Origin of the sequence: Flavicella sp. (assembly GCF_029238425.1) — a bacterium.
In the GTDB taxonomy this organism is placed as follows: domain Bacteria; phylum Bacteroidota; class Bacteroidia; order Flavobacteriales; family Flavobacteriaceae; genus Flavicella.
On the sequence record NZ_JAQWGB010000066.1, the window covers coordinates 1 to 7,687 of the forward strand.

General features: G+C 33.8%; 9 protein-coding genes, 2 tRNA genes and 1 pseudogene. 3 read left to right on the forward strand and 9 right to left on the reverse strand.

The genetic code is table 11. The features are described 5' to 3' along the window. Both P8H68_RS04410 and P8H68_RS04415 read right to left on the reverse strand, forming a co-directional pair. A partial coding sequence (locus tag P8H68_RS04410) for an aminotransferase class IV (RefSeq protein ID WP_300322123.1) occupies positions 1–222 on the reverse strand: 222 nt, incomplete at its 3' end. Between the two features lie 86 nt (positions 223–308). After that, on the reverse strand, positions 309–689 hold the full coding sequence (locus P8H68_RS04415) for an START-like domain-containing protein (protein WP_300322125.1): 381 nt from the start codon (positions 687–689) through the stop codon (positions 309–311). 126 nt (positions 690–815) lie between these two features. Here P8H68_RS04415 and P8H68_RS04420 point away from each other — a divergent pair. Together P8H68_RS04420 and P8H68_RS04425 are read left to right on the forward strand one after the other, a co-directional pair. Then, positions 816–889 (forward strand) — tRNA-Met (locus P8H68_RS04420). Positions 890–939: 50 nt separating this feature from the next. Beyond that, positions 940–1,185, forward strand: coding sequence for a GIY-YIG nuclease family protein (locus P8H68_RS04425; RefSeq protein WP_300322127.1), 246 nt, complete (start codon positions 940–942; stop codon positions 1,183–1,185). 354 nt (positions 1,186–1,539) lie between these two features. Here P8H68_RS04425 and P8H68_RS04430 read toward each other — a convergent pair. Next, positions 1,540–1,621: transfer RNA gene (locus P8H68_RS04430), tRNA-Leu, on the reverse strand. A 95-nt stretch (positions 1,622–1,716) separates the two neighbouring features. Between P8H68_RS04430 and P8H68_RS04435 the strand changes: the two genes are divergently transcribed. Beyond that, a complete protein-coding gene (locus P8H68_RS04435; RefSeq protein WP_300322129.1) occupies positions 1,717–3,105 on the forward strand; it encodes a dipeptidase in 1,389 nt (462 codons plus the stop codon). Positions 3,106–3,234: 129 nt separating this feature from the next. On the opposite strand, the gene P8H68_RS04440 is transcribed toward P8H68_RS04435, so the two are convergent. The 6 genes and pseudogenes from P8H68_RS04440 to P8H68_RS04465 form a co-directional block, all read right to left on the reverse strand. Further along, positions 3,235–3,963, reverse strand: a complete 729-nt coding sequence (locus tag P8H68_RS04440; protein ID WP_300322131.1) for an alpha/beta hydrolase-fold protein — start codon at positions 3,961–3,963, stop codon at positions 3,235–3,237. Positions 3,964–3,991: 28 nt separating this feature from the next. Next, positions 3,992–4,612 (reverse strand): GDSL-type esterase/lipase family protein, encoded by a 621-nt coding sequence (locus P8H68_RS04445; RefSeq protein WP_300322132.1) that lies wholly within the window; start codon positions 4,610–4,612, stop codon positions 3,992–3,994. Between the two features lie 81 nt (positions 4,613–4,693). Beyond that, a complete protein-coding gene (locus tag P8H68_RS04450) occupies positions 4,694–5,044 on the reverse strand; it encodes an MmcQ/YjbR family DNA-binding protein (RefSeq protein ID WP_300322133.1) in 351 nt (116 codons plus the stop codon). Positions 5,045–5,090: 46 nt separating this feature from the next. Further along, on the reverse strand, positions 5,091–5,561 hold the full coding sequence (locus P8H68_RS04455) for a DUF2062 domain-containing protein (RefSeq protein WP_300322135.1): 471 nt from the start codon (positions 5,559–5,561) through the stop codon (positions 5,091–5,093). Positions 5,562–5,612: 51 nt separating this feature from the next. Then, complete coding sequence (gene hemW, locus P8H68_RS04460) at positions 5,613–6,743, reverse strand: radical SAM family heme chaperone HemW (RefSeq protein ID WP_300322136.1); 1,131 nt, start codon at positions 6,741–6,743, stop codon at positions 5,613–5,615. A gap of 107 nt (positions 6,744–6,850) precedes the next feature. Next, positions 6,851–7,687, reverse strand: a pseudogene (locus P8H68_RS04465) (DNA polymerase III subunit alpha); the annotation flags it as partial.

Below are 7,687 nucleotides of genomic sequence, written 5' to 3' on the forward strand. Positions count from 1 at the left end.
AATTTGTTTTTCCAAATAATCCAATGTCAACTTCATCGGTATTTCCATACGTATCATACGCATAGATGCCATCAATCTAAAATAATGATCTTCTAAAAAGTAAATTTCCCCATTCTCAATTCTTATCGTTTCAAACAAAGAATCACCATAGGCAAACCCTCTATTGTTTTTTGATAAATGAAAAGTTTCCTTTTCTATAAGTGCACCGTTATAATTAACCATTATTCTATTTTTTAGAGCGACAAATTTAAACAAAAAAAACGCCTTGAACAGAAGTTCAAAGCGTTAATATTTTTATCAAAATTCGTTTAGGCTCCGATTGTTGATTTTAAATCTCCAATTTGATTTTCCCAAAGTAATTTAGCTTCATCCATTTCATCTTCATCAGCAAAATCTGTCACGATCAAAGAAACATCTTTTGTAATCGCATCAATCTGAATTTTAAACTCAAAATAAGAGTCTGGATCCTCATCTTCTATCCATTTATATCTTGTTCTTTCATCCGTTTTATCAACCAAACGTTTTGCCTGCTCCTCAGCACCATCCCATATAAATGTATACATAGGCCCTCTTGAGTTTACATTATCAGCAAACCATTCTCCCAACGCAGATGGCGAAGAAAAGTACTGATACAACATTGTTGGTGAAGCATGAATTGGAAACTCTAATTCAAATTTAATTTTACTCATATTTCTTAGTGTTATGCTCACAATGTATGGTATTTTTTCAACAAAAAAAAATAATTTTAAAAGGTGATATTTTTTTATTTTTTCCTTGCAGTAACTCAAATTTATTCTATATTTGCACCCGCAAATGGCGTGGTAGCTCAGATGGTTAGAGCGTCGGATTCATAACCCGGAGGTCTGCGGTTCAATTCCGCATCACGCTACTAAAAAACCCCCTAATTTATTTTAGGGGGTTTTGTATTTTTAGAACATTATGGAATTTGTTGTCTACATATTATTTTCAGAAAAACATAATATCCATTATACTGGATTCACATCTAACCTTATTAATCGAATTTATTCTCATAATAAATTAGGAACGAAAGGATTTACTGTAAAATACAGACCTTGGAAGGTAATACATCTTGAATTTTACACCACTAAAAGTGATGCTCTAAAAAGAGAAAAATTTCTAAAATCTGGCAAAGGAAGAGAGTTCATCAAATCCTTAAAACTTTGAAGTGGAAGATTCATATCCGCCTTAGGCGGACAGCGGTTCAATTCCGCATCACGCTACTAAAAAACTCTCAAGATTTCTTGAAAGTTTTTTTTATTTACACGAAATCCAACTTAAATTTTAGCCATCTAAAAACTAAGTTCTTAGACTATTATTTTTCAAAAAGCATTAAAATCAACTAACATATTCTAACTACCCATTTATTTTAAATAAAAATTATCTGACAGAAATGAGAAGGTAGTCAGTTCTTTCAAACAATCAACAATTGCCCTATAAATTGTCTGATACTCGAAAAAAAACTGTTTTTAAAAAACTACAAACTAAAAAAGCTTCTCTAAATAGAGAAGCTTTTATTTGTACAGGCGGAGAGACTCGAACTCTCACACCTCGCGGCACTAGATCCTAAGTCTAGCGTGTCTACCAATTCCACCACGCCTGCAGCATAATTGCGAATGCAAATATACACAATACTAGTAAACTTCAAAGCGGTTCGCTTCTTTTTTCTTATTTTTGAGAAACATTTTTTTTGAGTCTATGAAAAACAGAAAACAATACATTGATAACCAAAAAGATAGATTTATCTCTGAATTATTCGATCTTTTAAAACTTCCTTCTATAAGTGCAGATACGGCCTACAACCAAGATGTTTTAGACACTGCAGAGCTTGTAAAAAAACAACTTGAAAAAGCAGGTTGTGAAAACATGGAAGTTTGTGAAACACCTGGTTATCCTGTTGTTTATGGCGAAAAAATTATAGACACTCAATTGCCTACTATTCTTGTCTATGGTCATTATGATGTGCAACCTGCAGACCCGATAGGGCTATGGACCTCCCCTCCTTTTGACCCAATTATCAAAACTACTGAGATACATCCGGAAGGAGCTATTTTTGCTAGAGGGGCATGCGACGACAAAGGTCAGATGTTTATGCACATCAAGGCATTTGAATACATGATTCAAAACAATGAATTGCCCTGTAATGTAAAGTTTATGATTGAAGGAGAAGAAGAAATTGGATCTCCAAGTTTAGAATGGTTTGTTAAGGAACATACGGATAAACTTAAAAATGACATTATTTTAATCTCCGATACTGGCATGATTTCCAACTCACAACCTTCTATTACCACAGGTTTGAGAGGACTATCTTATATGGAAGTTACAGTAACCGGACCAAATAGAGATTTACATTCGGGCTTATATGGAGGTGCTGTAGCCAATCCTATCAATATTTTAACACAAATGATTTCAAAGCTTCAGGATTCGGATAACAAAATCACCATTCCTGGTTTCTATAACAATGTAGAAGAGCTTTCCTCTGAAGAAAGACAAGAAATGGCCAAAGCTCCCTTTTCATTGAATGACTATAAAAATGCACTAGAAATAAAGGAAGTACAGGGTGAAACAGGATACACCACCAATGAAAGAAATTCTATCAGACCCACCCTAGACGTGAATGGTATTTGGGGCGGATATATTGGTGAAGGTGCAAAAACCGTCATTCCATCTGAAGCTCATGCAAAAATCTCAATGCGTTTGGTACCTGGTCAAGATCATGAACAAATTTCCGAACTCTTTTCCAGTTATTTTAAAAGTTTAGCGCCTAAATCTGTTTCAGTAAAGGTGACCTCACATCATGGAGGACACCCTTATGTAACACCCATCGACTCTATAGGCTATCAAGCTGCAAAAAAAGCATACCAAGAAACATTTAACACAACTCCAATCCCTCAAAGATCCGGAGGAAGCATTCCCATAGTTGCCTTATTTGAAAACGAATTGAATAGCAAGTCTATACTAATGGGGTTTGGATTGGACAGTGATGCCATACATTCTCCAAACGAACATTTCGGAGTTTTCAATTTCCTAAAAGGAATCGAAACCATTCCATTATTCTATAAATATTTTACTGAATTATCGCGTTAACTTGTTGGGCATTCCCCTTCGGGTCGGGCTATACATTCTATCTTTTTATTTTTAACCAGGATTTCGACAAGCTCAACCACCGGTTAAAAATAAAAAGGATGCCATTGCTATCCCTCATGCAAAAAAACATCAAATATAAATCTTAACCATTTTTCGCCAATACCTTGCTTTATGAGCTTCTTCACCCCATTCATACAAAGAGTGACTGATGCCTTTAGATTTTAAAATTCCACTCAGTAAAAAATTACTTGCTAAAAACAAATCCTCCTTCCCTATAGCCAGTACTATATCCATTCTTCTTAATTCATTCAAAATTTGAGGATCGTGAAGATTTTTCAAATACTGGTTTGGCATATTAAAATAGACTTCAGTATCATGATAACCACTTAATAAATCTTGGAAATATCCTTTGGATTCGGTCAAATCATATCGTCCACTCATTCCTACAACCTTGCAAAATAAATGCGGATGTCTCATGGCAATATTTACCGCATGATACGCCCCTAAACTGCAACCTGCAGAAATTAAATGATGATGAGGATTTATTTTTTCGCTTAACGGAACTACTTCTCGAATGATATATTTTTCATACTGTGTATGCCTAAATATTCTATATCCTGGGTGACTAAAATTATTATAGAAAGATTCTAAATCTACACTGTCTACGCAATATAATTGTAAATACCCTTTTTCTATTTTATCGGACAAAGATTCTACAACATTCCAGTTTTCATAATCGTAAAAACGCCCCATTCTTGGAGGAAAAAAAAGAACTTTGGTACCAGAGTGACCAAATATTAGCAACTCCATTTCTTTTTCTAAATTAGGACTATACCACTTATGATATTCTCTTTTCATAACATATTTCAAGAAAAATATTAATACATCACATTTTAACTTTAATTTTTTCTGGGAATATCTCTTTTTTCTCTTTCATTTTTTGAGCCCAAAGTCTATAACCTTTCTTGCTCAAATGCAATCCATCTTCCACAAAATACTTCCCGTCTGGATACCCATTGGCGTCCAACATATCTTCATAAATATTTACAAAATGAAAATTTTCATCCTTTAAACAAAGCTCTTTGATATTACTATTTGTATACCGAATACTATCCGACAAATACCATCTGCTAATACTGGGTTTTATTGAAATATACGTACAAGGAATATTACCATACTTCTCTCTTATTTTAGCCAAAAGATTCTCAAAAAACAACACCACCTCTTCAGGATGTCTGTTATCCCCTAGATCATTATCTCCTGCATACACAACAATTGCCTCCGGTTTTTTAATATTTTCAAATACACGGTCAAAAAACCAAGTACAAGCTCCTAAAGTAGAACCTCCAAAACCTAAATTTATGGGTTTGTATTCTTTGAAAATCTCTGTCAAATCGTTCCAAAGTGTAAATGAAGAACTCCCATAAAAAACCATTTTTGGATCTTCCTCCAAAGATGATGCTATTTCTCTCTCCAACCTTTCTAAATCTTCATGATACCAAAACACAAGCGTACTCTTTTAAATTATGTTTTAAAAGTATTAAAAACATCTTAATATAATCAGAACTTAAGTTAATAATTTCAACTACTACAAATTAAGTTCATTGCGCAACTTTTTGGTCAAACTTTTCACCACTAACGCATAAGAATGATCCACTAATTCATAAAAAAAAGAATCTTGTAAATCCGAGTATTCAACGGTAATCCAATGTTTTTTATTCATGTGATACCCAGGCTTTATCTGTTCGTAAGATTCCTGTAAATCAAGAGATTTCTCTGGATTGCATTTTAAATTTACCGAAGCAGGCAACCGCTCCAATCCTGTCAATGCAAACATTTTGCCAGCCACTTTAAACACAAGAGTTACCTCATCAAAAGGAAAACCTTCAGTAACATGTGGTTTAGACAAACAATAATCTCTTAATCTTTCTACATTCATTGGAAAAATTCGGTTTGATTCTCAGGTAAAAATGAAACATATAAAATTAATATCCTAAGCTTGCTTTCTTTTTTTTAGCTTGTGTAAAAATAGCCCTCAAACTAAAATACAAAACACAAGCCATAGGAATCACAACAGAAACCCACCCAATAAAGGCATGTAAAAAAGCTTTAGAAAACGACTCAAGTGTTTTCCAAAAGCTCGTATCAAAACTTCTTTGAAGCGTTTCAAAAGTAAATGGCACCACAGTTTCTCCCATAATTTCTAAACCAATTTTCATGAGAGGGATAAATAAAATAAACCGCAAGGGTTCAATCAAAAAATTCACGGCAATCATAATACTCAAGTTCAGTCGTAACGGAACTGTAATCAAGGTGAAAATTAAAATCGTAATTCCATAAATAGGAAAAAGCGTTAACATAACTGCTAAGGATATACTCAAAGCTAACTGATGAGGTGTCAATCCCTTTTTTAGAGCGGTTTTTATTCTATGTACGTTCTTTTTTAAATATCTCATAACAATTCAGCAACAAACATTTTGTCTTAGTCAATCGTCTTTACTTACAATTTAATCTTTAATAAAAAACAATTGAGACGCAATTCCATCTGCTAAAAACTTTCCTTTTTCTGTTGTCTTCAAAATATCAGTTTTTATTTCTAAGATAGCATCTTTTATAAAAACATCAGTATGTTTTAAAAGATAATTATAAAATTCCTGCCCAAAATCCTTTTTTATTTTTTGCAAATCTACTCCATAAATTGTTCGTAACCCAATCATAACACTCTCGTTAAAACGATCGTATATGGACAAATTTTCCATTTCAAAATAAGACTCTCCACTCTCTAATGCTTTTATATATTTCGCATTATTTGCGACGTTCCAAAAACGTTTTTGATCATAATAAGAATGTGCCGAAGGTCCTACCCCCAAATAACGCTCTCCTTTCCAATAAGATGTATTATGTTTAGAGAAATAATTCGGCTTTCCGAAATTTGAAATTTCATAATGGACAAATCCTTTCTCTTTTGCTTCTGACACTAACATATTGAAATGCTTCAATGCCAATTCTTCATCTAAAGGAGGATATATTTTCTTTTTGATAAAACTAGCCAAAGCTGTTTTTTCCTCAACCGTCAAAGCATAGCAAGAAATGTGATTGATCCCCAAACTAAATACAGTTTCCATATTTTCTAGCCACCTTTCTTCTGTCAAACCCGGAATCCCATAAATTAAATCCACCGTAATATTATCAAAATACTTGGAAGCTTCCTGCAAACAAGTTTTGGCCTCTTTTGCATTGTGAGCTCTATTCATCATTTTCAAATCAGCCTCAAAAAAGGATTGCACACCAATGCTCAAACGATTCACTTTGGATTGAGCTAGTTCTTTGATGGTTTCAGAATTTAAATCGTCCGGATTGGCTTCTAAAGTAATTTCTGGTGTTTTCACAACTTCAAAATAAGAGTAGACCACCTCCAGTAGCGCATCAATTTCTTGCTGCGACAACAAACTTGGTGTTCCTCCACCAAAATAAATAGTCTCGATGACATCTTTTTTAAAATCATCCGATCTTTGAATCAATTCTTGCTGAATTGCCCCCAACATAGCCTCTTTATTTTTCAAAGAAGTAGAAAAATGAAAATCACAATAATGACATGCTTGTTTACAAAAAGGGATGTGAATATAAATTCCTGACATTTAGCTGAGTGTTGGTAGTTGGTAGTTGGTAGTTGGTAGTTGGTAGTTGGTAGTTGGTTAAATTAATTATTCCCCTAACCACCAAAAACCAATCCCTAAAAACTATCTTAATTAATTTTATATCGAATATTTTCTTTTTCCATACGACTAAAAAACTCAGGAGAGGCATTAATTTTCATCCCTCTGCTTGGCATGGTCAAATCAATCTTTTCTTTTTGTTCTCTGATGGTAAAGGATAATTTTTGTTTTCCTGCAATGGAATAATCCGACAACACTTCATGTAAAAAACGAACATACTCTTCTGTAACCTCATTCATATTTAATTGAACCGTGATTTTCTCACACTTCTCATCCATAACATCATGCAGCAACATAAAATTAGTAAACTTCAATCGAGGTTCTCCTTGCACACCTGTTTCCTTATTAGTCCAACCAGGTTGTAAAACAGCGTTGATATACAAAAATGTATTTTCAGTTAAAAAGGGTCTGAATTGTAAATATTCATTTCCAAAAACCCTAAACTCATGGCTATCACCATAGTCTTCTACGATAAAAGTTGCCCATCCTTTCCCCATTTTTGAAACACGATGCTCCACTCCTGTCAGGATAGCACCAATACTTAATTTATGGCCTAAATATTTTGTCAAATCTCCTTTAAAAGCAGAAAGCGTTGTATTACAAAAACGCATTTCATTTTTAAAATCATCCAATGGATGCGCAGAAATATACATTCCTGTTACCTCCTTTTCTCTCGCCAACAACTCCATCGTTCCCCAAGTATCACAACCTGGAATATCGGGTTCAGGAAAGGTAATAGCAGAGGCCTCTCCAAACAAAGAAACTTGAGAGGAATTTTGACTCTCTTGATACTTGTTTCCAAACTTCAAAGCTTTTTCTAAGAAGGTAGCTCCTTTTTCATCTTGTACATAATATTGAGCTCTATG

What these genes read in the sequence shown, in the direction of transcription:
- P8H68_RS04440 (WP_300322131.1), bottom strand. Translation starts at nt 3,963, where the DNA reads ATGAAAAGAGAATATCATAAGTGGTATAGTCCTAATTTAGAAAAAGAA.
- hemW (WP_300322136.1), bottom strand. Translation starts at nt 6,743, where the DNA reads ATGTCAGGAATTTATATTCACATCCCTTTTTGTAAACAAGCATGTCAT.
- P8H68_RS04450 (WP_300322133.1), bottom strand. Translation starts at nt 5,044, where the DNA reads ATGAATGTAGAAAGATTAAGAGATTATTGTTTGTCTAAACCACATGTT.
- P8H68_RS04415 (WP_300322125.1), bottom strand. Translation starts at nt 689, where the DNA reads ATGAGTAAAATTAAATTTGAATTAGAGTTTCCAATTCATGCTTCACCA.
- P8H68_RS04435 (WP_300322129.1), top strand. Translation starts at nt 1,717, where the DNA reads ATGAAAAACAGAAAACAATACATTGATAACCAAAAAGATAGATTTATC.
- P8H68_RS04455 (WP_300322135.1), bottom strand. Translation starts at nt 5,561, where the DNA reads ATGAGATATTTAAAAAAGAACGTACATAGAATAAAAACCGCTCTAAAA.
- P8H68_RS04425 (WP_300322127.1), top strand. Translation starts at nt 940, where the DNA reads ATGGAATTTGTTGTCTACATATTATTTTCAGAAAAACATAATATCCAT.